20 protein-coding genes and 5 pseudogenes are annotated in these 23,159 nt (G+C 60.5%); 10 read left to right on the top strand and 15 right to left on the bottom strand.

The features are described 5' to 3' along the window. Positions 1-22 precede the first annotated feature (22 nt). The 7 genes and pseudogenes from msrB to NW75_RS22025 all read right to left on the bottom strand — a co-directional run bounded on the left by msrB (position 23) and on the right by NW75_RS22025 (position 6,095). The gene (gene msrB, locus NW75_RS22055) at positions 23-445 is read right to left on the bottom strand and encodes a peptide-methionine (R)-S-oxide reductase MsrB (protein WP_033967488.1); all 423 of its coding nucleotides are present in this window, start codon (positions 443-445) and stop codon (positions 23-25) included. A 4-nt stretch (positions 446-449) separates the two neighbouring features. Next, entirely contained in the window at positions 450-1,580 is a 1,131-nt protein-coding gene (locus tag NW75_RS22050) for an NAD(P)/FAD-dependent oxidoreductase (protein WP_033967487.1), read from the bottom strand. Continuing rightward, the gene (locus NW75_RS22045; RefSeq protein WP_052192592.1) at positions 1,559-2,209 is read right to left on the bottom strand and encodes a methyltransferase domain-containing protein; all 651 of its coding nucleotides are present in this window, start codon (positions 2,207-2,209) and stop codon (positions 1,559-1,561) included. Before NW75_RS22045 ends, NW75_RS22050 begins: the two co-directional genes overlap by 22 nt. 31 nt (positions 2,210-2,240) lie before the next feature. After that, positions 2,241-3,315: pseudogene (locus tag NW75_RS22040) on the bottom strand (type III polyketide synthase). 209 nt (positions 3,316-3,524) lie between these two features. After that, complete coding sequence (locus NW75_RS22035) at positions 3,525-3,902, bottom strand: response regulator (protein ID WP_033967486.1); 378 nt, start codon at positions 3,900-3,902, stop codon at positions 3,525-3,527. Between the two features lie 70 nt (positions 3,903-3,972). Continuing rightward, positions 3,973-4,593 (bottom strand): response regulator transcription factor, encoded by a 621-nt coding sequence (locus NW75_RS22030; RefSeq protein ID WP_033967485.1) that lies wholly within the window; start codon positions 4,591-4,593, stop codon positions 3,973-3,975. After that, entirely contained in the window at positions 4,590-6,095 is a 1,506-nt protein-coding gene (locus NW75_RS22025; RefSeq protein ID WP_033967484.1) for a PAS domain-containing sensor histidine kinase, read from the bottom strand. Before NW75_RS22025 ends, NW75_RS22030 begins: the two co-directional genes overlap by 4 nt. A gap of 132 nt (positions 6,096-6,227) precedes the next feature. Between NW75_RS22025 and NW75_RS22020 the strand changes: the two genes are divergently transcribed. Then, positions 6,228-6,557, top strand: coding sequence for a hypothetical protein (locus NW75_RS22020; RefSeq protein WP_033967483.1), 330 nt, complete (start codon positions 6,228-6,230; stop codon positions 6,555-6,557). 204 nt (positions 6,558-6,761) lie between these two features. Here NW75_RS22020 and NW75_RS22015 read toward each other — a convergent pair whose 3' ends face one another. Further along, on the bottom strand, positions 6,762-7,001 hold the full coding sequence (locus NW75_RS22015) for a hypothetical protein (protein WP_033967482.1): 240 nt from the start codon (positions 6,999-7,001) through the stop codon (positions 6,762-6,764). Positions 7,002-7,052: 51 nt separating this feature from the next. Further along, positions 7,053-7,427, bottom strand: coding sequence for a hypothetical protein (locus tag NW75_RS25495; RefSeq protein WP_197057935.1), 375 nt, complete (start codon positions 7,425-7,427; stop codon positions 7,053-7,055). Between NW75_RS25495 and NW75_RS22005 the strand changes: the two genes are divergently transcribed. Next, positions 7,414-8,178: an IS6-like element IS6100 family transposase gene (locus NW75_RS22005; protein ID WP_001389365.1), complete on the top strand. Its 765-nt coding sequence runs from the start codon at positions 7,414-7,416 to the stop codon at positions 8,176-8,178. The two genes, NW75_RS25495 and NW75_RS22005, sit on opposite strands and share 14 nt — an antisense overlap. A 345-nt stretch (positions 8,179-8,523) precedes the next feature. On the opposite strand, the gene pcaF is transcribed toward NW75_RS22005, so the two are convergent. From pcaF to NW75_RS21980, 6 genes and pseudogenes are all read right to left on the bottom strand, one after another. Next, positions 8,524-9,726, bottom strand: a complete 1,203-nt coding sequence (gene pcaF / locus NW75_RS22000) for a 3-oxoadipyl-CoA thiolase (RefSeq protein ID WP_033967481.1) — start codon at positions 9,724-9,726, stop codon at positions 8,524-8,526. A 28-nt stretch (positions 9,727-9,754) separates the two neighbouring features. Next, positions 9,755-10,318, bottom strand: a complete 564-nt coding sequence (locus NW75_RS25490) for a 3-hydroxyacyl-CoA dehydrogenase family protein (RefSeq protein ID WP_052192590.1) — start codon at positions 10,316-10,318, stop codon at positions 9,755-9,757. Beyond that, positions 10,312-11,778: a 3-hydroxyacyl-CoA dehydrogenase NAD-binding domain-containing protein gene (locus tag NW75_RS21995; RefSeq protein ID WP_052192589.1), complete on the bottom strand. Its 1,467-nt coding sequence runs from the start codon at positions 11,776-11,778 to the stop codon at positions 10,312-10,314. The genes NW75_RS25490 and NW75_RS21995 overlap by 7 nt, the downstream gene beginning before the upstream one ends. Positions 11,779-11,876: 98 nt before the next feature. Beyond that, positions 11,877-13,028 (bottom strand): acyl-CoA dehydrogenase family protein, encoded by a 1,152-nt coding sequence (locus tag NW75_RS21990; protein WP_033967480.1) that lies wholly within the window; start codon positions 13,026-13,028, stop codon positions 11,877-11,879. Between the two features lie 218 nt (positions 13,029-13,246). Then, positions 13,247-14,617, bottom strand: coding sequence for an aspartate aminotransferase family protein (locus NW75_RS21985; protein ID WP_033967567.1), 1,371 nt, complete (start codon positions 14,615-14,617; stop codon positions 13,247-13,249). Between the two features lie 179 nt (positions 14,618-14,796). Then, positions 14,797-16,147, bottom strand: a pseudogene (locus NW75_RS21980) (IS3 family transposase). A gap of 691 nt (positions 16,148-16,838) precedes the next feature. Between NW75_RS21980 and NW75_RS21970 the strand changes: the two are divergent. The 8 genes and pseudogenes from NW75_RS21970 to NW75_RS21930 form a co-directional block, all read left to right on the top strand. Further along, positions 16,839-17,405, top strand: a complete 567-nt coding sequence (locus NW75_RS21970) for an ABC transporter permease (protein WP_231565393.1) — start codon at positions 16,839-16,841, stop codon at positions 17,403-17,405. 3 nt (positions 17,406-17,408) lie between these two features. Continuing rightward, entirely contained in the window at positions 17,409-18,131 is a 723-nt protein-coding gene (locus tag NW75_RS21965; RefSeq protein ID WP_033967478.1) for an ABC transporter permease, read from the top strand. 72 nt (positions 18,132-18,203) lie between these two features. Beyond that, the gene (locus NW75_RS21960) at positions 18,204-18,923 is read left to right on the top strand and encodes an ABC transporter ATP-binding protein (RefSeq protein WP_269430367.1); all 720 of its coding nucleotides are present in this window, start codon (positions 18,204-18,206) and stop codon (positions 18,921-18,923) included. A 263-nt stretch (positions 18,924-19,186) separates the two neighbouring features. Beyond that, the gene (locus NW75_RS21955) at positions 19,187-20,332 is read left to right on the top strand and encodes a CaiB/BaiF CoA transferase family protein (protein ID WP_156143113.1); all 1,146 of its coding nucleotides are present in this window, start codon (positions 19,187-19,189) and stop codon (positions 20,330-20,332) included. 76 nt (positions 20,333-20,408) lie between these two features. Next, complete coding sequence (locus tag NW75_RS21950; RefSeq protein WP_081988879.1) at positions 20,409-21,164, top strand: TetR/AcrR family transcriptional regulator; 756 nt, start codon at positions 20,409-20,411, stop codon at positions 21,162-21,164. After that, positions 21,125-21,819: pseudogene (locus NW75_RS28475) on the top strand (aminotransferase class I/II-fold pyridoxal phosphate-dependent enzyme). Before NW75_RS21950 ends, NW75_RS28475 begins: the two are co-directional and overlap by 40 nt. 39 nt (positions 21,820-21,858) lie before the next feature. Further along, positions 21,859-22,622 (top strand): annotated as a pseudogene (locus NW75_RS24150) (IS6-like element IS6100 family transposase). 289 nt (positions 22,623-22,911) lie between these two features. Beyond that, a pseudogene (locus NW75_RS21930) lies at positions 22,912-23,159 on the top strand (MFS transporter); the annotation flags it as partial.

The raw sequence follows: 23,159 nt of genomic DNA, 5'->3' as shown, positions 1-23,159 counted from the left end.
CGGCAAGCCGTCGCCGCCGCAATCAGCCATGCGACTCGTCGCTATCAACACTCCCCCGAGCGCGAAAATCCAGGCTAAGCGAGTTCATGCAATAGCGCAGGCCTGTCGGCGGCGGACCATCGGGGAAAACATGGCCGAGATGTCCGTCACAGCGGGCGCAGCGCGCTTCGGTCCGCGTCATGCCGTGGGTACGATCGGTATGCTCGGTGACATAGTCGGGCGAGATCGGCTGGGTAAAGCTCGGCCAGCCCGAGCCCGAATCATATTTATCGGCCGAATCGAACAACGGCTGCGCGCAACCGCCGCAGCGATAGACGCCATCGGCCTTGTTGTTGTTATACCGCCCGGAAAAGGCAGGCTCTGTCCCGGCCTCGCGCAGGACATGATAGGCCTCCGGGCTCAGCTTTTTGCGCCATTCGGTTTCAGACAGGGTGAAGTGTTCCATGACGCTAATGATCCTGTGGCGCGGGTGCGCGGTCAAGTCGTGAATGCCCGATCCGCGTGAACGCGGCAATCGTATCGATCATACCAGGGAAGCGACCGAGCAGCGGCAGGAGCGCCGCCGTCAGCGCAGGCCATTCGGCTGCGTTGCGTACCGCTCCGGCCAACCGGATCGGTCGAGCCGTGGCGCTTGCGAAGCGCCTCTGGAAACGGTGTGCCCCGCCCGGCCCGTCCGCGAGATAGGCATGGCTTGCCCTGATTCCGCTCGCGATCGCGATGCCCATGCCTTCTCCGGCGAGCGAGGGGATGACTCCGGCCTGATCGCCGAGCCGGAAGAGACCCTGTGCCCCCCGCGTAGCGCGCCATCCATAAGGGACGTTGGCGATCGCGTCGATCGGCAGGCCGTCGCTGCGATATGCCAGGCGCTCGCCCAACCGGGGCTGATCGCGCGCGAGCTGGTCGAGCAGTGCGGCGGGAGATCCCGCTTCCAGCATGGCCGAGCGATGCACGGCCAGGCAGACATTGGCGCTGCCGTCCTCCTGGCGAACGATCCCGACATAGCCGCGATCGAACAGGTGCAGTTCGATCGCATCGCCGATCAGTCGATCGAGGCCGGGCGTCTGCGCGAGGCGAACGCGCAGACCCAAGACCGGGTCGTGCCCGCGCGCTTCGGCCGGGCGGGAGGTGCCTCGAACGTCGTGCTTGCCGCTGGCGAGGAACAGCGCGTCGCCGACCAGGTCGGCACCATCGTCGAGCCGCGCCGTCAAGCCGTCGATCGCCCGCGCCGCTACGCCGCGCTCGACAGCGGCACCTGCATCGATCGCGCGCTGGAGCAACACGCTGTCGAGCAGGCGGCGCGACACTCCGTGGGCGGCGCGGCGCAGCGGCGTTTCGACCAGCCGCTCGCCCGCGATCAGACGCACCGTGGTGATCCGCGCCGGGCCCAGCGCGGCAGGTTCCACGCCAAGCTTTTGTAGCGATTCGAGCGTTCGCCAGCTTAGAAAGCCGCCACAAATCGCGTCGCCGGTTTCGCGGCTGCGTTCCACCAGCAGGTGCGGGGCGCGTGCGTGCGCCAGCACGATCGCAGCGCTCGCACCTGCCGGGCCGCCGCCGACGATCAGCGCAGGTGTTCGACGCATAGCCGAAACGGAAAGGCGCGGTAGACCTGCGCGGTGACGCCTGCCTCTGCAAGGATCGGTGCCCATTCCGCGGGCCGATAGGAGCGGGCGATCGACAGGGTGCCGTCATGGCGCACGATCGGGTGCCAACGCGCCAGCGTCGCCAGAATCGGAAACCCGAAATGCGCAAAGCCGTGGCGATGGAGGTCGTTGATCAGCCATCCCTTCGCGCTCGCCCGCTCCATGAAGCGCAGAAACGCGATCAGCTGATCGTGCGTCATGTGGTGTGCGACGAGGCTGGAGATGACGAAATCCCATCTCTCGCCCGCCAGATCGGCATAGTCGCCGGTGATATAACGGATCGGTACGTCGGCGGGCGAATGCGCGGTCGCGGCGAGCGCGCTGCGGGGGTTGAGGTCGATGCCGACCAGCTCGGCCGCGATACCCCGCCGCGCGGCCCAACGCGCGATCCGGCGCAGCATGTCACCATCGCCAAAGCCGACATCGAGCAGCTTGAAACGACGCAGGCCAAGCGACCCGCGCCGCAGGAAATCTAGCGTCGGCCGCGCTGCCATCGTCACGACATTGACCTTGGCGAGGTCGCCGACCACCGTTGCATAAACCTCCGGGTCGAGATCGTCGGCGTCCATCAGCTCCTCCGCGATGCGCGCGCGCGCAGGCTCATGCCGCGCTCCGGAAGCCGAAGCCCTCGGCGGCAAGGCCCGGGCCGAAGGCGAGCGCCACCCCGTTGCGGACCGGCGGCCCGTCGAGCAGCCGCGCCAGCACGAACATCAAGGTGGCGGAGGACATATTGCCGTAATCCGACAGCACCGCGCGCGAGGCGTCGAGCGCGTCGTCCGGCAGTTTTGAGGCTATGTTCGACCGCGTCGAGGATCGATCGTCCTCCGGCATGGACTGCCCATCCATCGATCTCCAGCGGCGCGCGCCCACCGGTCGCGGCGGCGGCGAAGGCAGGGTCGCTCAGCCCGGCGGCGATGCGGGCGGGAACTTCGCCCGACAAATGCATCGCAAAGCCGTGATCGGTAATATCCCAGCGGATCAACGCCGCCGAATCGGGGAGCGTGGTCGCAAAGGGGTGGTCGAGTGCAAATCCGCGAGGGGCGGCGGTGACGAGCGCCGCTGCGGCACCGTCGCCGAATTGCAGCATGGCGAGCAGGGGTTCGAGCGCGGGATTGTCCTGCAGATGCAGCGTGGACAATTCGACACAGACCACCAACACCCGCGCGTCGGCATCGGATCGCACGATATGGCGCGCGCTGCGGAGCGCGGCGACCGCCGCGTAACATCCCATAAAGCCGATCAGCAGGCGCTCGACCGACGGCGCAAGGCCGATTCGCGCAGCGATGATCTGGTCGATGCCCGGCGCGACGAAGCCGGTACAACTCGCCACGACCAGATGGGTGATGGCATCGAGTGAAACCTGCGCGCCCAATGCCTCGATCGCAGCGATGCTCAGCTCCGGGGCCGCCTGCCCATAGCGTCGCATACGTTCGGCAGTGCCGGGCAGCACCGGATCGGCATAAAAACCGTCCGGATCGACGGGCGATCCGCCTTGCGCTCCAACGGGTAGGACGGACCAGCGATGCGCGATCGCGGCGCGCGCGGCCATCCGGTCGAAGATCCGGACGGCCCGTGCGTCAGGCAAGCGCGCGCGGGCCCAGTCAAGGAACGCCGCATGGATGTCCTGCGCCGGAACGGCGGTGCCGATCGCGGCGATGTGGGCAGTGCTGGACACATGGGACCTTTGCGGAGGCGGGCGGGAGCATCCGGCCAACGAACAACGCTACGACGCTGCTCCGATCCGGGAAGACACCCACGTTACGCACTCGTACCTACCCTACGTTTGAGCACGGCATTTGGATGCGTCGGCGCACAAGATTTGGTCGCAAGAGGAGCAGCCGCCGCTTAATCGAGAGCATATCGAGCGCGGATGAAGGTTTCAGCTCACGCCAGTGCGGCAATCAACTCGTGCTGGCGGATCGGCTTGTCGAGCACCGCGTGAAATCCGTTCATACTGGCTATCGCGCGGAGCGTCGGGTCGGGATAAGCCGTGATCAGTATGGATCGGCCATGCCAATCACGGCGCTGCATCGACCGGAGCACCCCGATCCCGTCGCCGTCGGGCAGCCGGTAATCGGTAATCAGCCACTCGGCCGTCGACACGTCGGTATCCTCAAGCAGGGCACGCGCGCTCGCGTAAGAGCGCACATCGAAGCCGCGCCAGTGCAGCAGCAGATGCAGCGAACGCCGCACGCCTTCATCGTCCTCTACCAGCAACAATTGCGGACGCGGTCCGGTGTCGACCGCGTTGTCATCGTCCATTGGACCGCTTTCCCATGTCATTGGGGGCACGGATGGCGGTCGCGGGCAAAGTTGTCTTTACGTAGACTTCCTAGGATTGCTCTCCAAGGCCGGCGGCAAAGGCGATACGCAGCGCGTCCGACAGCGCATGGACCTCCAGCTTGGTCATTACGTTGGCGCGGTGAACTTCGACCGTGCGCGGCGAAATGCCCAAATCATAGGCGATCGTCTTGTTGGGCAACCCCTGTGCCAGCCGGTCCAACACCTCTTGTTCGCGCGGGGTGAGGCGCGCGACCCACAGCTTCGCCGCCTCGCTCGATCGTGCGGCTGCATCGGCATGCGCGATCCGCGCGAAGGCGCGGTCGATCGCCGACAGTAGCACGGCCTTTTCGAAGGGTTTTTCGATGAAGTCGACAGCACCCGTCTTCATCGCCTGAACCGCGATCGAGACATCGGCATGGCCGGTGAGGATGATGACGGGCATGGTGATGCCGCGTGCGACCAATTCCTCCTGCACCGCAAGGCCATCGATCTCCGGCATGCGCACGTCGAGCAAGACGCAACCCGGTTCCGCTGCCTTGATCTCGCGCAGGAACGCGACTCCAGACGTGTGCAAGCGTACAGCATAGCCAGAGGTTCGCAGCAGGAACCCAGCCGAACGTCGCACCGAATCATCGTCGTCGACGACATGGATCAGACGTTGGTCGCTCATGCCGCAAACTCCTCTATTGGAAGCGTGAAACGAAAGACGGTTCCGCCCGTCGGGCGCGGCTCGGCGCGGATGTGTCCGCGATGCGCTTCCACGATCGTTCGGCAGATCGACAGGCCCAACCCCATGCCTGCGGGTTTGGTGGTCGCGAAGGCCTGGAACAGTCGCGCGGCGATGTCCGGCGAAAGCCCCGGGCCCGTGTCGGCGACCGAGACTTCGACCATGGCGTTATCGAGCGCGCAGGTCGAGATCGTGATGTCGCGGACTTCCTGCCCGGCCACGGCATCGATCGCGTTCCGGATCAGGTTCACGAGAACTTGCTGGATCTGGACACGATCGACCGTGACGGTGGTGATATCGGGGGCCAGCTCGAAAAAGGCGCGAACGCCTCGTTCACGCGCGCCGATCAGGGCGAGGCGACTCGCCTCGTCGATCAATCGCGGTAGATCCTCCACCCGCCGCTCGACCTCGCCACGCGCCACGAAATCGCGCAGGCGACGGACGATCTTGCCAGCGCGCAAGGCTTCGCTGGTGGATTCCTCGATCGCCTCGCGCAGCAGCGTGGCTGCCTCGGCACCACCGGCGTCAAGCAGTTCGCGACCCGCCTCAAGATAATTGGCGATCGCGGTCAGCGGCTGGTTCAATTCATGCGCCAAGGTCGAAGCCATCGTACCCATCGCACTCAGCCGCGATACGTGAATCAGCTCGGATTGGAGCTCTTTCAACCGCAATTCCGCGTGCTGCTGTTCGGTCAGGTCGTGAATGAAGCCGGTAAAGATGCGATGTCCGTCGCTATTGGCCTCGCCGACCGATAGCTTCATGGGGAATTCGGTACCGTCGCGACGCTGGCCGACGACGATGCGACCGATGCCGATAATGCGGCGCTCCCCGGTTTCGCGATAATGGGCGATATAACGGTCATGCCGTGCGGCATCCGATGGCGGCATCAGGATTTCGACATTCGCGCCCACGACCTCGGCTTCGCTGTAGCCGAACAGGCGCTCGGCGGCGCTGCTGAACGACAGGATGATGCCGCGCTCGTCGATAACGATCATCGCATCGGGGACGGTTGCGAGGATCGAGCGCAGGTGCAATTCGCTGCGCGCCAGTGCGGCGGCGGCTGCCTGGCGGCCCGTGATGTCATAGATCATCTGCCCGAAGCCGCGCAGCGTCCCATTGGCGCTGTGGATCGCGGTGATCGCGACGTCGGCGAAGAATTCGGAACCATCCTGACGCACCCGCCAGGTGTTTTCCCGCAGGCGACCACGCGCGCGAACCTTGGCCATGTCCGCATCGGGCTTGGCTGCGCCGCGATCTTGCAGACTATAGAGCTTTTCGCCGCTTTGGCCGATCACGGCATCGGGCCGATATCCAAACAAGATCTCTGCTCCCACATTCCAAGACCGGATCCGTCCCTCGGTATCCAGCACGAACATGGCGCGGTCGGTTGCGCCCTCGACGAAGAGCGCGAGCGTTTCGGGGTCTACCGTATCGCCGATCGCCATATCTGTGTCTTTGCCGTCCACGTGCTGTGCGTCCCATCCGTGAATCCACCTAGGTCCCTGTTTTGCGCCGGATCAAATCCGCGAGCGCGCCATGGCCATACCCAGCCATAGAACTTAAACACGGAGGACCCTATGCGCACATATAGATTTTTGGCGCTCGCAGCTGTTTCGACGGCGATCGTCGCGTCGCCCGCTTATGCCGAAAAGGGCGACGTTCTGGTGCGCGTGCGCGCAATCGTCGTCGCGCCCAACGAACGCAGCGGCCCGGTGACTCCGGCGTTTCCTGGCAGCAAGGTCGGGGTGTCGGATTCGGTGATGCCGGAAATCGACTTCACCTACATGGCGACCAAGCACATCGATAGTGGTCCTCTGGGAGTAGACGCACTCGATCACTTCAGGATTACGGCGTTGCGGCTGGCAGCGCGCACCAGCACGCACCAATATCGCTTGGGCATCCGGTAGCGGCATGCCGATCGGTAGGGCGGCGGCGACAGCAGCTTGCGCTGCCGGCAATTGGTCCGTTTGGCCAAAAGCTGTCTCAATGTCCGCGAACCGCAAAGTCGGAGCGGCCGGATGCTCAGGGGTGCCAGCATATACTGCGGAGGTAGCCAAGCCGACAACCAGAACTGGTAGCCACTGCGGCGATATAAGCCACGAGCGCACGGTCTAGGCGCTGGCCAAGGCAGGCGTGCGCGACATGATCGCTTCATCGACTGCCTCGTTGATCAGAATGGCGAGCTTCGCGCCAGCAAAGCGGGCGCTCGGAAGATGCCACACTCTGCCAACGACGTAGGCCTTGCGGTCGATCTCGACCTCTTCACCGCACGAAGGCAGGGCGTCAAAATGCATTGCGCCCTTGTCTTTGGCGGTACCGACGTCAACGCCGTGATAGACGGTGACGAGCATTTCTCTTTCTCCAGAAGGGGGATGATGATCAAAATGACGGAATGAGAATAATCACCTTGACGGTGACATCCCCTTGAGCCGCGCGTGCATGCGCAAGCACGCGGCGGATATCGCCAGCGGTTCCAGAACATGCCTCGCCGAAACTGCATCGTCGCTGCCGGGCCCGTAGATCCAGATGCGATCGGGCAGATTCGCATCGCGTTCCATCCAGTGGCCCGGTGGAACGAGGGTCGCCGCCGCTGCCTTCTCGCCGGAATATCGTAGCGCGCGAACGCGGCTACCGTCGCCATAGCGCCAAACCGCTATCTCAAGTTCTTCCAGATTCACCAGTCCGGGAAATACCGTTCGGGCGGCTCTGTTGCAAAAATCGTGAAGCTTGAGCATGCTTGGCGGAGATTGGACGGACGGAACGATGACGGATTTCAAGTGGCGCCATTTCCAGGGTGATGTGATCCTGTGGGCGGTGCGCTGGTATTGTCGCTATCCGATCAGCTATCGCGACCTTGAGGAAATGCTGGCGGAACGCGGCATTTCGGTCGACCATACGACGATCTATCGCTGGGTCCAGTGCTACGCCCCGGAGATGGAGAAGCGGCTGCGCTGGTTCTGGCGGCGTGGCTTTGATCCGAGCTGGCGCCTGGATGAAACCTACGTCAAGGTGCGGGGCAAGTGGACCTACCTGTACCGGGCAGTCGACAAGCGGGGCGACACGATCGATTTCTACCTGTCGCCGACCCGCAGCGCCAAGGCAGCGAAGCGGTTCCTGGGCAAGGCCCTGCGAGGCCTGAAGCACTGGGAAAAGCCTGCCACGCTCAATACCGACAAAGCGCCGAGCTATGGTGCAGCGATCACCGAATTGAAGCGCGAAGGAAAGCTGGACCGGGAGACGGCCCACCGGCAGGTGAAGTATCTCAATAACGTGATCGAGGCCGATCACGGAAAGCTCAAGATACTGATCAAGCCGGTGCGCGGTTTCAAATCGATCCCCACGGCCTATGCCACGATCAAGGGATTCGAAGTCATGCGAGCCCTGCGCAAAGGACAGGCTCGCCCCTGGTGCCTGCAGCCCGGCATCAGGGGCGAGGTGCGCCTTGTGGAGAGAGCTTTTGGCATTGGGCCCTCGGCGCTGACGGAGGCCATGGGCATGCTCAACCACCATTTCGCAGCAGCCGCCTGATCGGCGCAGAGCGACAGCCTACCTCTGACTGCCGCCAATCTTTGCAACAGAGCCGTCGGAGGAGGAAATTCCGGAGTTGGCGGATTGGTACGATCGCTGGGACCGGGCGAGCGCGGAGACCTTCGCGCCGCCGGAGATCCCCTTTGGGCCTTTTGCCTCGCGTCGAAAGCGTAAGCCTGACCTGCGGGCCATGGCGTAAAGCAATCTGAAAGTGATGGTTAAGGAAAAAGCCGCAGCCCGACCAGGTTGCGGCTTTTCTGTTCTGCACGCCAACGTTCATTCAGGTGACGAACAACAAGCTGGAATTCGGGAATGGGCGACGAGACGCCGCCCAGCCTTCAATGCTTATACTGACGCGAGGGCGATCGCGATGCCCTGACCAACGCCGATGCACATGGTCGCGAGGGCGAATTTGCCGCCGGTGTTCGCCAGCTCCAGCGCCGCCGTGCCCGTGATCCGTGCGCCCGACATACCCAATGGATGTCCTAAGGCGATGGCACCCCCATTTGGATTCACGCGAGGATCGTCGTCGACGATGCCAAGGTCACGCAACGTCGCAAGCCCTTGAGATGCGAACGCTTCGTTGAGCTCAATGACATCGAACTGCTCCTGGCGCATTCCAAGGCGGGACATCAGCTTTTTGGTCGCCGGCGCAGGGCCAAATCCCATGATCCTCGGTGCTACACCTGCGGTCGCGCCACCCAGAACGCGTGCGATCGGAGTCAGTCCGAATTTCTTGACGGCGGCTTCGGAAGCCAGAAGGATTGCCGCCGCTCCGTCATTCACGCCTGACGCATTGCCTGCGGTCACAGTGCCGTCGGCGCGGACAATCGGTCGGAGCTTGCCGAGAGCATCGATGGTTGTCGCGCGGGGATGTTCGTCCGTGTCGACGATTAGTGCGTCGCCCTTCTTTTGCGGGATCGTGACCGGGGTGATCTCTTTAGCGAAGCGGCCATTTGTCTGGGCCTGTGCTGCTTTCGCTTGCGAACGCACCGCGAAAGCATCCTGGTCCTCGCGGCTGATCTTGAAGTCATCCGCCACGTTCTCGGCGGTTTCCGGCATCGAGTCGACGCCGTACTGCTTTTTCATGAGTGGGTTGATGAAGCGCCAGCCAATCGTTGTGTCGTGAATCTCCATCGAACGAGAGAAAGCCGTCTCGGCTTTTGGAACGATAAAGGGAGCACGGCTCATGCTTTCGACGCCGCCGGCGATCACCAGGTCAGCTTCACCGGAAGCGATAGCGCGCGCACCGGTGATTGTGGCATCCATGCCGGAGCCGCACAGGCGATTGATGGTTGTTCCGGGAACGCTCACAGGCATGCCCGCGAGCAAGGACGACATGCGTGCAACGTTCCGGTTATCCTCGCCTGCCTGGTTGGCGCACCCGAACACCACTTCATCGATGGCTTCGAAGTCGAGGTTGGGATTTTGCGCCATGATTGCCTTCAAGGGGATAGCGCCGAGATCGTCAGCCCGCACGGATGAGAGCGAGCCACCGAAGCGGCCGATCGGCGTGCGGATATAGGCGCAGATATAGGCTGGGGACATCGGATTCCTCCAAAAAGTATGGGTTGGTTCAATCGAGCAATGCGAGGTTCCCGCGGCGGCCGCCGCCGACTACGGTCGCAAGAGTACGTTCAAGGCGGTAACGTGGTTGACGCTTCGCCCAGAAGAGTGGTCCACCAAGATGTTTCGGAAAGCCATATCCGTTGATCATCACCAGATCGATATCTGAGGCACGCGAAGCGATGCCGTCTTCCAGAACGAGCAGGGCCTCGTTGACGATCGCGCAAAGCGTGCGCTCCTGGATTTCGTCCCGGTCCAGCGACCTCGGCGCAGCGCCATAATGTGCCCGCGCCTTCGCGATGAGATTTCTCACGTCTGGGTCCGATGCGCGTTGGCCATCGTCATACCGATACCAGCCGGCACCTGTCTTGCGGCCGAGCCGGCCGGCTTCAACAAGCCATTCGAGGACCGGAACGTCACCATCCTTGTCCCCGCGGGCCTCCTGCTTCCTCTTCCGGTTAGCCCAAGCTATATCGAGCCCTGACAGGTCCGACACGCTGAACGGCCCCATGGCAAAACCGAGCGCCTCAAGGGCGGTATCAATTTCGTCCGGGCTTGCGCCATCGATCAGCATCGCTTCGCTCTGTGCGCGGTAAGCATTGTAGATGCGGTTGCCGATGAAGCCTTCTCCGACTCCGGAAACGACGGCGACTTTCCGAAGCGTCTTGCGATCGCAAAAGCGGCCTGCAGGACTTCCGGTGATGTTTCTTCGCCCCGAACAATCTCCAGAAGCTTCATGATGTGCGCCGGCGCAAAGAAATGCAGTCCAACGACGGATTGAGGACGCGTGGTCGCGGCGGCTATGACATTCACATCGAGATAGGAAGTGTTGGTCGCAAGGATCGCATTGGTCTTGGCGAAACTGTCGAAACGAGCCATGAGCTCAGTCTTCACGGCCAGATCCTCGAAGGCAGCTTCGATGAGCAGATCGCACTCTGAAAGATCTTCGAGATCATGGACCAATGTCAGCTCGGCGGGGTTCGAAGCTTTCGCGAGAAAACCTTCGATGCGGGTCCGTGCGCTTGCTAGGGCCTCTTGTTTGAGGTCCGTGAGCTTCACCGGATAACCTGCGGCGAGAAAAGCGGCGGCGATCCCCGCGCCCATGGTTCCGGCTCCGACGATACCGACTGTCTCGATCGACAAGGGCGAAGCGTCCGCGAGGCCCTCGACACGCGCGGCCTGCCTTTCCGCAAAGAAAAGATGCCGCAGGGCCGCCGACTCATCGGAATCGCGGAGGCGCCGAAATGCGGTGCGGGCTGACGCGAGCGCGTCATCGAAGGGAACCGTGACTGCCTGCCAGATTGCTTCGGTCTGGTCGAAGACGAAGGGTCGCCCGCGACCGCGTTTCAAGACCTGCTGGACGGCAAGGTCAAACGCCTTGTGATCGAAGGGCTTTGGTTCTCTGTCCCTTAATCTGATCTTCGTGGTCCCGAAGGCACGAGCATAGGCAATCGCATCGTCTGGAATTTTCCCAACAATAGCGTCGATGAGGCCGAGGTTCTTGGCTTCTGGAGCTTTGACTTGACGGCAAGACGCGATCATGTCGAGTGCGGTGACGGCATCAGTCACCCGAGGCAGTCGGACGGTGCCCCCGGCACCTGGAATTATTCCGAAGGTTCCTTCCGGCAGTCCGACGGCAGCCTTTTCCGTCGCGATCCGCGCGTCGCAACCGAGGGCGATTTCGTAGCCACCGCCGAGTGCCGCCCCTTCGATTGCCGCGATGACTGGCTTCGAGCACTGCTCGATGGTTTCAATGACATCCGGCAATGTGGGATCGGTCAGGGGTTTGCCGAACTCCTTTAGGTCGGCTCCGGCGATGAACGTACCGTTTTTTCCAAGAAGGACGATCGACTGAACGTCGTGTTTCGCAGCGAGATGGTTGATGGCGTCGATCATAGCTTCGCGGAGATCGCGCGAGAGCGCATTGACAGGCGGATTGTCGATCGAAACCAGGCCGACACCATCAACGATTTCGGTGGTGGTAAGACCTGAGCCAAATTTCTGAACGAGGGGCGAGGGGGTCTCTGTAGTCATAGCGGGCTCCGTAAGGATTGTTCGAGCCGTCGGTCCAGCCTCCCTCCGACGCCGTGCTTGCAAGCCCGCCGAAGAACGAAGGCTGAGTGAGGGGACGCTTACGAGGCGGCCTTGATCATGTTCTTGGCGATCACAATCTGCTGGATCTGCGTGGTGCCCTCGTAGATGCGGAACAGCCGAGCATCGCGATAGAACCGTTCGATGCCGTATTCGGCCATATAGCCGGCTCCGCCATGAATCTGCACGGCGCGGTCGGCGACTCGACCGACCATCTCGCTTGCGAACATCTTGCAGCACGCGGCATCGGTCGTCACGTCCTGGCCTGCATCACGGCGCCGTGCAGTTTCCAGCACCATGCAACGTGCGGCGTAGGCTTCCGTGCGACTATCGGCGAGCATCGCCTGGATGAGCTGGAATTCGGCGATCGGTTGTCCGAACTGCTTGCGGTCCATTGCATAGCGCAAACTGTCCTCGATCAAGCGTTCGGCCATTGCAACACAGATCGACGAGATGTGCAGGCGACCGCGATCCAACGTCTTCATGGCTGTACGGAAGCCCTGGTTCTCAACGCCGCCGAGAAGCGCGTCGAACGGGACCAGGCAATCCTCCAAAATCACATCCGACGTATGAGAGCCCTTCTGACCCATCTTGCGGTCGATGGGGCCGAGCGAAAGGCCGGGCGTTCCTGCTTCGACCAGAAACGCCGAGACACCTTGGGCGCCGGGCTTCGAGGCGTCAGTGCGTGCGAAAACGGTGAAAAGACCGGCGTGAGGGGCGTTTGTGATGAAGCGTTTCGTGCCATTTATCACATAGCCGTTCTCAGTGTGCTTTGCAGTGGTTCGTACCGACGCAGCATCCGAGCCAGCTTCCGGCTCGGTCAGCGCGAATGAGCTGATGAGTTCGCCGGTGGCAAGGCGAGGCAAATACCGCTGCTTCTGCTCTTCCGTGCCGTCGAGAATGAGGCCGAGCGAGCCGATACCGTTATTGGTCCCGATAAGCGAGCGGAAGGCGGGAGAGGTCTTGCCCAGCTCCAGTGCGATCCGGACTTCTTCCTCCATATTGAGACCAAGGCCACCGTACTCTTCGGGAATCGTCAGGCCGAATAGACCTAAATTCGCGATCTCCTGGCGGATTTCGACCGGGATAGCATCGTTATCGGCGACCTGTTCCTCGAGAGGACGAAGACGCTCTCTAACGAAACGCCCGACCGTATTCACCAGTTCATTCATCGTGTCTGAATCGAGAGCCATGTAGTCTCACCTGTTTGCTTGCGCCACCAATGGCATTTAAAGCATTTATATACTGTTTGGACGGTAAGTAAATAAGCCAGGAGACCCGATTCGAAAAATACCGAATGAATTCGAGCCGTTGGATCATCAGTCCCGTCAGCATCGCTGCGAATGCGGACCGGGGCATGAAACTCCGGTCCGCTACGCTGTCGTGGTCTGCCATCCGTATTTCGCGTACGCTATGCGGCGAGTTCCGCTGTAACTCGATTGAGAACCTTGCCGATCTTCTCGATTAAGAAGTCTGCGTCCCCCACGGTGATCGTGAGAGGCGGGCAAATCGTGAGCGCGTCGACGGCTGCGCGCAAAAGCACGCCCTCCTCGGCGAGATACGCATTTGCCTTGGCGCCCAGTTCTCCGTTCTTGAGGCCGGCTGCATTTGGGAAATTCTGCTTGAACAGTTCCACGGCGGCGACCAATCCAACGCCACGAACCTCTCCCACCAACGGATGATCCGAGAAACGTTGCAGGCCGTCACGCAGGTATTGACCGACGCGTGATGCGTTGCCGACGAGGTCGCGATCTTCGATGACGGCGATGTTTTCGAGTGCCACGGCCGCCGCAACCGGATGCGCACCGCCGGTAAAGCCGTGGCCGAAGGTGCCTATGCGATGGCTCTCATCAGCAATCGGTTGGTACACCTTGTCATTCACGAGCAGAGCGGAAATCGGAAGGTATGACGAGGAGAGCGCCTTCGAGAGAACCATAATGTCCGGTTTGATATCGTACGTCTGGGAACCGAACATGTTACCGGTTCGGCCGAAGCCGCACACGACCTCGTCAGCGACCAACAGTATATCGTATTTCCGCAGAACGGCCTGAATCTTCTCCCAGTAGGTCCGCGGAGGAACGACAACACCTCCGGCGCCGAGGACCGGCTCGCCGAAGAAGGCAGCGATTGTCTCCGGACCTTCATCGAGGATCAGCTTCTCCAGTTCGTTCGCCCTTCTGGATGCAAAATCCTCTTCGCTTTCACCAGGTTCCGCATCGCGCCAGAAATGGGGGCTGCCCGTACGTAGGACGTTGGCAATGGGCATGTCGAAGGATTCGTGATTGTAGGAGAAAGCGGTCAGGCTGCCCGAGGCCAGCGTGACACCATGATAGGCGCGTTCTCGGGCAATAAGCTTTTTCCGCTGGGACTGGCCGAGCGCATTCGACCTGTACCAGATCATCTTGATTGCGGTATCATTGGCTTCGGAACCGGAATTCGTGAAGAACACCTTGCTCATCGGGACCGGGGCGATCTCTACTAGCTTTTCCGCAAGATCGATCGCCGGCATATGCGTCCGGCTAGTAAAATTGTGGCCAAAGCTCAGGCGTTCCATCTGCCGTGCAGCGGCTTGCACGAGACGCCGCTCGCCGAAGCCGACGGCGACGCTCCAAAGGCCGGCCATGCCTTCAAGGTAGCGCTTCCCGTTGCTGTCGTAGACGTAAGCCCCCTCAGCCCGGTCAATGATAAGCGGCGTCGTCGCTTCATGCTTCCGGGCGTCAGTATAGGCGTGGAAGTGGTACGCAATATCCCGCGCTTCATTGGAGTTGGGTATCATCGTCATCTTCATTCACTTTCTTTGTGGAGAGCTGCATTCGCAGCTCTCCTGCTTGATGGTAGGAACGCACAGTCTCACTTCGAGACATCGACACCGAGCCATTTGATCGACTGTCCGTCGTCAGGGTTTTTGGGACAACAGGCGGCGTGAGCTAACGGAGGCTCTGGCCCATCAGGTTTGTCATTTTAGGCGGCGGCGGCTCGATGAAGCAAGCGGCGCTGTATGATGGTTTCGCGTTTGATCCTTTCCCTTTCCAGCATGATGATGTCGCCGCGGCCGAAGTAGACGTCGGCGGGTGTGAGGTTGCCGAGGCTCTCATGGTAGCGGCGATGGTTGTAATGATCGACGAACGCCGCGATCTGCTGCTCGAGATCACCCGGCAGGAAGTAGTTCTCGAGCAGGATGCGGTTTTTGAGCGTCTGATGCCATCGCTCGATCTTGCCCTGGGTCTGGGGATGGCAGGGCGCTCCGCGCGTATGTTCCATGCCCTTGTCGGATAGCCATGCGGCGAGATCGGACGACACGTAAGACGGGCCGTTGTCGGACAGGAGCCGCGGCCGCTGCACAACTCTGGCGCTGTCACAGCCTGATGCCGTGAGCGCCATGGTCAGCGTGTCGGTGACGTCTTCGGCCTTCATCGTGGTGCACAGCTTCCAGGCGATGATGTAGCGTGAGAAGTCGTCGAGCACGGTCGACAGGTAGAACCACCCCCAGCCGATCACCTTCAAGTAGGTAAAGTCGGTCTGCCAGAGCTGGTTGGGCGCTGTGGTCTTGTCGTGGAACTCGTCGGCGGCCTTGATGACGATGAAGGCGGACTGGTGATCAGGTCATGGGCCTTGAGCAGGCGATAGACCGAGGATTCCGAGACGAAGTAGCCCTTCGTGTCGGTGAAGGTGACCGCCAGTTCCCGTGGCGACAGTTCCGGCTCGTTCAGCGCCAGCTCGATGATCTGATCGCGCACCTCATCGGGGATGCGGTTCCAGACCCGGCTCGGCCGGGGGCTGCGATCCTCCAGAGCGTCGACGCCGCCGGCAAGGAAGCGGTCATACCAGCGGTTGAAGGTCGATCGCGGAATACCGAGTTTCTGCAATGTGCGCCGCGCCGACAGGTGCGAGTTCTCGACCAGGCGGATGATCTCCAGCTTCTCGGATGCGGGATATCTCATTCGTCGTCGCCCCCATCCGCAATCATGCTTTTTTTAAGAATCCGCAGTTCCAGCGCCTGTTCGGCGACAACCTCCTTGAGATCGCGCGCCTCCTTGCGCAGCACCTTCACCTCATCGCTGGTGGCGGCGCGGGCCGTATCGCCGGCCAGCCGCTTCTTGCCGGCTTCCAGGAATTCCTTCGACCAGGTGTAATACAGGCTCTCGGCAATCCCCTCGCGCCGGCACAGCGCCGCGATCGACTCTTCGCCGCGAAGGCCTTCCAGCACGATGCGGATCTTCTCCTCGGACGAATACTGCTTGCGGGTCGCACGGCGGATGTCCTTGATGACCTGCTCTGCCGGCGCTTTCCCGGTTCCGGATTTCTGTCTCATCTTCGCTCCTTTGAAAGGCTACGATGAACCAGAAATCCTCCGTTCTCAGTTAAGCCAATTTGGTCCCATCAGTGATGACGCCGGACATTCTCCCGCCTTATTAGGCGTTGGCGCTCCCGCAAGCCCATTCCTGCATGCCTCCCCCCAGACTTTTGATTGATCATGGCCTCACACCGTTTTGAGTTTCAACGCGCTGAAAACTTTTAACGGATGTAAATATTTATGCAATTCCGTGATGACCGCCGGCGGCTGGCGACGCGACATACGGTCGTCCGACGGACTGTCTGATTGACCTGGCACACTTTCTCGACGCGTCCAAACTTCAATCGAACAAAAACTTTGTATCTAATAAAAATATTCCTTGCAATAAAAATATTTTGTGCGAACTGTGATGCCGCTGGAGGAGCGTGGCTGAGGGAGCGCGGCCGTGCAGGTGTCTCGTAGTTCGACAATTGGGCTATCCCCAATTCGATCAGGCCGCCACTGTGCCCTTCACATCCGTAATTTCTGAAAATGCGCATTGTATTGGACAAGCTGTGGGTTGGCTGCAAGAATTACACTGATCTTGTTGGTTTTGGTGAAGGAGGATGGGGTCGTGTCCTCATCGCTGGCGCGGGCGTCACGTCCGCTATCGCCGTTTTGGGGTTCCTCATCGGGTCTATTCTTGGCAGCCTCGTTGCCTGGGCAAAAAATGTCACCAATCCGTTTGGCTCGTGGCGTCGCCGACGCTTACACGACCACACTGCGAGGCGTGCCTGATCTTCTGGTCATCTATCTACTCTACTTCGGCGGAAACTCACTTTTGTCGACCTTCGCCGGCTTCTTCGGGGCGAACGGTTTTGTTGGAATGCCTACGTTCGCTACTGGGGTTCTCGCGATCGGGATCATTTCTGCCGCTTATCAAGCTGAAGTGCTTAGAGGCGCTTTCAACACTGTCGCCAAGGGCAGTATCGAGGCGGCTCATGCGGTTGGCATGGGCCGTTGGCTACTGTTCAGGCGCGTCGTTGCACCACAGGTACTGCACTACGCATTGCCGGGCCTCGGCAACACATGGCAATTGGCCCTGAAAGAGACGGCCCTCATCTCGGTCGTCGGGCTTGTGGAACTGCTTCGGCAAGCTCAAATGGCTTCGGGTTCAACGCGCCGACCGTTTGAGTTCTTTATCACGGCTGGACTGCTCTATCTGACAATCACCGTGGTCTCGTCGCTTCTCTTCCGCTTCGCCGAGTATCGCTCTGCGTGCAGGATGGGGGGCTAAACAGTGATCGATTTCGGTTTTCTCTGGCAGGCTTTCGTCAGGCTCATTGCCGGTTTGCCTATTACGCTCGAATTGGCCGCAACGGCGATACTTGTCGGGACAGTCCTGGCAACAGCCCTGGCGATTGTTGCGCACCTGCGGGTCCCCGTCGCTTCCCAATGCGTTGCCTTTTTCGTCTTTTGCATACGCGGCTCGCCGCTCCTCCTGCAGATGTTCATCATCTACTACGGCCTCGGACAGTTCCGTCACGAACTCCAGAGTTGGGGTGTCTGGCCGTTTTTCCGTGAACCTTACTGGTGCGCCATCACTGCTCTAGTGCTTAGCGTCGGCGCCTATGGAAGTGAGATCATCCGCGGAGGGCTAAAGTCCGTTTCGGCCGGATTGATTGAGGCGGCAAGGGCTTGCGGCATGTCCGGTTTTCTACTGTACAGGCGCATCATCCTTCCGATCGCATTCCGGCAGGCTTTGCCAGCCTACGGCAATGAAGTCATTCTCGCGGTAAAAGCAACTTCCCTCGCTTCCACCATCACCATCATGGAAGTAACTGGTATAGCTGCGGAGCTAATCTCCCAGACATTTCGCGCTTTCGAAGTGTTTATCGTCGCTGGTGCAATTTATCTGACGCTCAACTTCATAATAACCCGCCTGATCGCTCTACTTGAATACCGTCTGTCACCGCATCAGCGCGATCTCCCCGTCAAAACAAACATTGAGGCGCGGCCATGACGTCAATCGAGACGAATAACGTTCCCGTAATTTCCATTCGCGACCTCCATAAAAAACTTTGGCGATCTTGAGGTGCTAAAGGGCATCACGTTCGAAGCACATGAAGGAGAGGTGGTCTCGATCCTTGGATCGTCGGGCTCTGGCAAGTCCACAATGCTCCGGTGCATCAACATGCTCGAAACCCCGAGCGCGGGAACAATCGCCATCCGGGGCGAGGAAATCGCCATGCGAACGACCAAGAATGGAACCCGTCCCGCGGATCGAAAACAGCTCGACCGGATTCGGTCAGACGTCGCGATGGTGTTCCAAGGCTTCAATCTATGGCCACACATGTCGATCCTCGAAAACGTCATTGAAGCGCCGGTCCATGTTCAGAAGCGTTCAAAAACGGAATGTGTGGACGAAGCAATGTCACTGTTGGCGAAGGTGGGGCTTTCCGACAAAGCCAACAGTTACCCCAGACACCTATCGGGCGGGCAGCAGCAACGCGCAGCGATTGCAAGGGCGCTTGCTCAGCGGCCAGCAGCCATCCTGTTCGATGAGCCGACATCGGCGCTAGACCCGGAGCTTGTCGGGGAGGTCCTGAAGGTCATTCGAGATCTGGCTAAAGAGGGACGAACAATGCTCATTGTCACCCACGAGATCAATTTCGCACGGGAGGTTTCGAACCGCATCATTTTTCTGGAAAAGGGTACGCTCATCGCGGACGCGCCGCCCGCAAAACTCTTCTCTGAAGCTGCACCGGACCGCTTCAAAAAGTTTATCTCCAAAACCTTACACACTTCCTCCTAGGCCGTCCGCGGCTCCGGTTGTGCGGTGCGCCACAACGCTATCGTGTAGCCTCCAAGACACTAAATTCTGAGCGGCATGGCGATTGACATGCCGCTATCAGTTATATACTGTTCGGACGGTAAGTAATTAGGTCGCTTCCGCCCGAGCAGTCTGGTGCATTAAGCGGCTCGATTCACCGTGAGGAGAAGAGCTGCCCCGCCTTATCCGCGTAGGCCTTTCTCCGATATTTTGTTGAAACGGATAGAGGAAGGATCGCGTTTCCGATGAGCGTCGCACTGAACGGAATCAAGGTTCTCGACCTGTCTCGCGTTTTGGCCGGCCCCTGGGCAACAATGACGTTGGGTGATCTCGGTGCTGACGTGCTGAAGATTGAGCAACCTGGAACCGGGGACGACACCCGGACGTGGATGCCGCCGGCTGTGGAGGGTGTTTCAACCTACTATCTGGGCGCAAATCGCAACAAGAAGAGCGTTGCGATCGACATCGGCAAGCCGGAAGGAAGAGATCTGATCATTGAACTCGCAAAAAAGAGCGATGTCCTGATCGAGAACTTCCGCCCGGCCTCGCTCAAGAAATTCAAGCTCACCTATGACGATCTGAAGGACATCAACCCTCGGCTCATCTATTGTTCCATATCGGGTTATGGCCGCGGTCACGAGCTGGAGGAGCGTCCGGGTTACGACTTCATTATCCAGGCTGAATCTGGATTCATGTCGATTACGGGCGAAAAGGATGGCGAGCCGATGCGGCTCGGTGTCGCCTTCATCGATCTCATATCGGGCATGAATGCCGTGCAAGCAATTCTCGCTGCCCTGTTTATGCGCGAACGCACCGGAAAGGGCCAGTGGCTCGACATCAGCCTGACCGACAGCGCGATGTTCATGTTGGCCAACGTCGCGTCGGGTCATCTCAATACCGGAAGAGAAGCGTTGCGCTATGGCAACGCTCATCCGAGCATCGTACCATATCAACTGTTCGATTGCGTCGATGGCCGAATTGCACTCGCAGTCGGAAACGACGAACAGTTCCGGCGGTTCTGCAAGATCATCGGTCTGCCGGATCTCGCGATGGATGAGCGGTTCGTCACCAATAAAGGACGAACCGAGGCGCGTGATGAGTTACTGCCGATCATCGAGGACAAGTTGCGCGATCGTAAACTGCATGAGCTTCTCGCCGAACTTCGCGCCGTCGGAGTCCCGGCTGGCGAGCTTCGCACTGTCGGCCAGGCGTTCGCTAGCGATGTTGCAATCCTTCGGGACACTGTCGTTTCGGTTCCTTCCGAAAGGATCGGCACCTTCCGCTCCGTGCGCAGCCCGTTGCGCATGTCGGAAAGTCCGTTTGCTCCGCCGACACTTCCACCCGAGGTCGCGAGCATACCCGCCAAGTCCTTCAGGCCGAGCTGGATCTGAGCGCAGATCGGGTCGATCAGCTTTTGGAGATGGGCGTAGTTGCCGGTATCCCGGCGACGACCCGAAAGTAGCTCTGATGCAGAAGGAGCGCGTTCGCCGCCAGGGCCGTCCACCCACGATGGAGAATGCACGCGGCAAGATTCTGGACGAAGCCGCCGAACTGTTCGCGCGGGAGGGCTTCGATGGGACTTCGTTAGGAAGTGTCGCGGAAGCGGTCGGCGTCACCAAGGCCGCGATCTACCATTACTTCCCGAACAAGAAGGAAATATACGAGGCTATCATCGTCCGGACGCTCAAGGGCCTTCTTGAAGCTGTAAATATCGCTGTTGATGGTGACGACGAGGCCCCGGAGGCTCTTTGCCGCTTTATGACGGCACACGCCGACTACTTCGAAGCGCATTACCATGGCTTCGTCACGATGTTGGTGGGCTACGGCGGCATGGAGAATGGTGGGCTGCTCGAAGAAGCGCAGGAACTGCGCGACGCCTACGAAGAGCTTCTTCGACGGATCGTGCTCGCAGGCATCGAATCCGGCCGCTATCGAAATACGGATTCCCGGTCGATAAGCCGCGCGATCCTCTCGATGCTGAACTGGATGGTTCGCTGGTTCAAGCCAGGGCATGGCCGTCCCGCCTCCTCCTTCGCGATGGAGTATTGCGAGCTCATTCTGAACGGTCTGGCCGCCGACGGCCGAGCCCTGAACACCGACACGCGTCCTCAGCCCTCCGATAGGCGCCGAGGCCATGAGAGCGCATCAAAAGTCAAGCGTTCCGTCATCTCAGTCGATGGCGAATGTACGCAGAAGTATCCCATGAATTGGAAGAGGAACTAACAATGGCAGATATCCATACTTCGGCCGCCGCGGTGTTCAAGCCGTCGAACGCCTTGTCGAAGGTCGGACCTTCGGCGATCTCTCGCATGATGGCCGCGACGGCAGAACTCAGCCGCCAGGGCCGCGACATCGTGGGTCTTCATGTCGGCGAGCCGGATTTCGATACACCTGAGAATATTCAGGAAGCGGCGATCAAGGCGATGCGCGCCGGGGATACTCACTATACCGCGCTCGATGGCTCGCCCGCGATCAAGGCTGCCGTGCGCGAAAAGTTCAAACGCGAAAACGGGCTCGATTTCACGCCGGAAGAGATCGTCGTCACGACCGGCGCGAAGATGCTCCTGTTCAGCGCATTCTTCGCGACGATCCAGGCTGGCGACGAGGTAATTCTTCCGGCGCCTACTGGGTAAGCTACAGCGACATCGTCGAGATGATGGGCGCGACGCCGATCATTTTGCAAACACGGTCCGAAGATGGGTTCCGCCTGCGGGCAGAAGATCTGGAACGGGCCATCACGCCGCGTACCCGCTGGTTGTTGATCAACTCGCCGTCCAACCCGACCGGCTCGATCTATCGCAAGGAAGACTACGAACCTATCCTCGATGTGCTCGCACGCCATCCGCAGGTCTGGTTGGCTCTGTTGCAAAAATCGTGAAGCTTGAGCATGCTTGGCGGAGATTGGACGGACGGAACGATGACGGATTTCAAGTGGCGCCATTTCCAGGGTGATGTGATCCTGTGGGCGGTGCGCTGGTATTGTCGCTATCCGATCAGCTATCGCGACCTTGAGGAAATGCTGGCGGAACGCGGCATTTCGGTCGACCATACGACGATCTATCGCTGGGTCCAGTGCTACGCCCCGGAGATGGAGAAGCGGCTGCGCTGGTTCTGGCGGCGTGGCTTTGATCCGAGCTGGCGCCTGGATGAAACCTACGTCAAGGTGCGGGGCAAGTGGACCTACCTGTACCGGGCAGTCGACAAGCGGGGCGACACGATCGATTTCTACCTGTCGCGACCCGCAGCGCCAAGGCAGCGAAGCGGTTCCTGGGCAAGGCCCTGCGAGGCCTGAAGCACTGGGAAAAGCCTGCCACGCTCAATACCGACAAAGCGCCGAGCTATGGTGCAGCGATCACCGAATTGAAGCGCGAAGGAAAGCTGGACCGGGAGACGGCCCACCGGCAGGTGAAGTATCTCAATAACGTGATCGAGGCCGATCACGGAAAGCTCAAGATACTGATCAAGCCGGTGCGCGGTTTCAAATCGATCCCCACGGCCTATGCCACGATCAAGGGATTCGAAGTCATGCGAGCCCTGCGCAAAGGACAGGCTCGCCCCTGGTGCCTGCAGCCCGGCAGTCAGGGCGAGGTGCGCCTTGTGGAGAGAGCTTTTGGCATTGGGCCCTCGGCGCTGACGGAGGCCATGGGCATGCTCAACCACCATTTCGCAGCAGCCGCCTGATCGGCGCAGAGCGACAGCCTACCTCTGACTGCCGCCAATCTTTGCAACAGAGCCCCAAGGCGGGGCTCGCGTCCGCGCGTGCCCGCGGCCGGCAGGGCGGACGACCGTTTAAGATGACACCGGCCAAGCTACGGCTTGCACAGGCGGCTATGGGAAAGCCTGAAACCAAAGTTGCCGAGCTATGTGCCGAGTTGGGCGTCACTCGGCAGACGCTCTACCGGCATGTCACGCCCGATGGGCGGATTAGACCGGACGGTGAGAAGCTGCTTGCTCGACGAAACCGCACGTCGTGAGCCAACCGATCTCTGAGACAATTGCGCTTCGCCCAGGGTTTGAACGTCTCCTCTTCGGTGTGCTTCTCGCATCCACCATCGGCGATGAGATTACGCAGGTGGCGCTCGTGTTCCGGGTAGCTCCGGCCGGCTCTGGTCCGCAAATAGCAGCCCTGCTGATTGCGCTTCTGCTGCCCGGTGCTTTGGTCGCGCCGTACGCGGGCAAGCTGGTCGATCACCACGATGCTGCAAAAATCCTCGCCGC

Origin of the sequence: Sphingomonas sp. Ant H11 (assembly GCF_000797515.1) — a bacterium.
Lineage (GTDB): Bacteria > Pseudomonadota > Alphaproteobacteria > Sphingomonadales > Sphingomonadaceae > Sphingomonas.
Note: the sequence above shows the minus strand (reverse complement) of the source record. Positions and strands in the feature narration are given on the sequence as shown.